This window comes from Pseudomonas sp. PICF6 (assembly GCF_009831705.1).
Classification (GTDB): Bacteria; Pseudomonadota; Gammaproteobacteria; order Pseudomonadales; family Pseudomonadaceae; genus Aquipseudomonas; species Aquipseudomonas rhizophila.
Map to the genome: position 1 here is coordinate 22188 of NZ_WUUD01000005.1, position 234 is coordinate 22421.

Below are 234 nucleotides of genomic sequence, written 5' to 3' on the forward strand. Positions count from 1 at the left end.
GCAGCGATATGGTGCACGCTGACCGCCGCGTGGCACTCAGGGGGCTGATGTCGGCCTATGGGCAGCGCCGCCGAGGCATGGAACAGCGGCTGGTGATCAAGCTTGACGCCTGGAACATCGGTGAACTGGCGCTGCTGCGCGAATGTTTTCCCGACACGCCTTGGTTGTTCGTGTACCGCGACCCTTTGGAAATCGCCGTTTCCCATTGGCGTCGTCCCGGCATGCACATGGTGC

Annotated in this window: 1 pseudogene; it reads left to right on the forward strand. The window is 62.8% G+C overall.

Annotation, left to right across the window (positions count from 1 at the left end):
- A pseudogene (locus GSM73_RS03155) lies at positions 1-234 on the forward strand (sulfotransferase family protein); the annotation flags it as partial.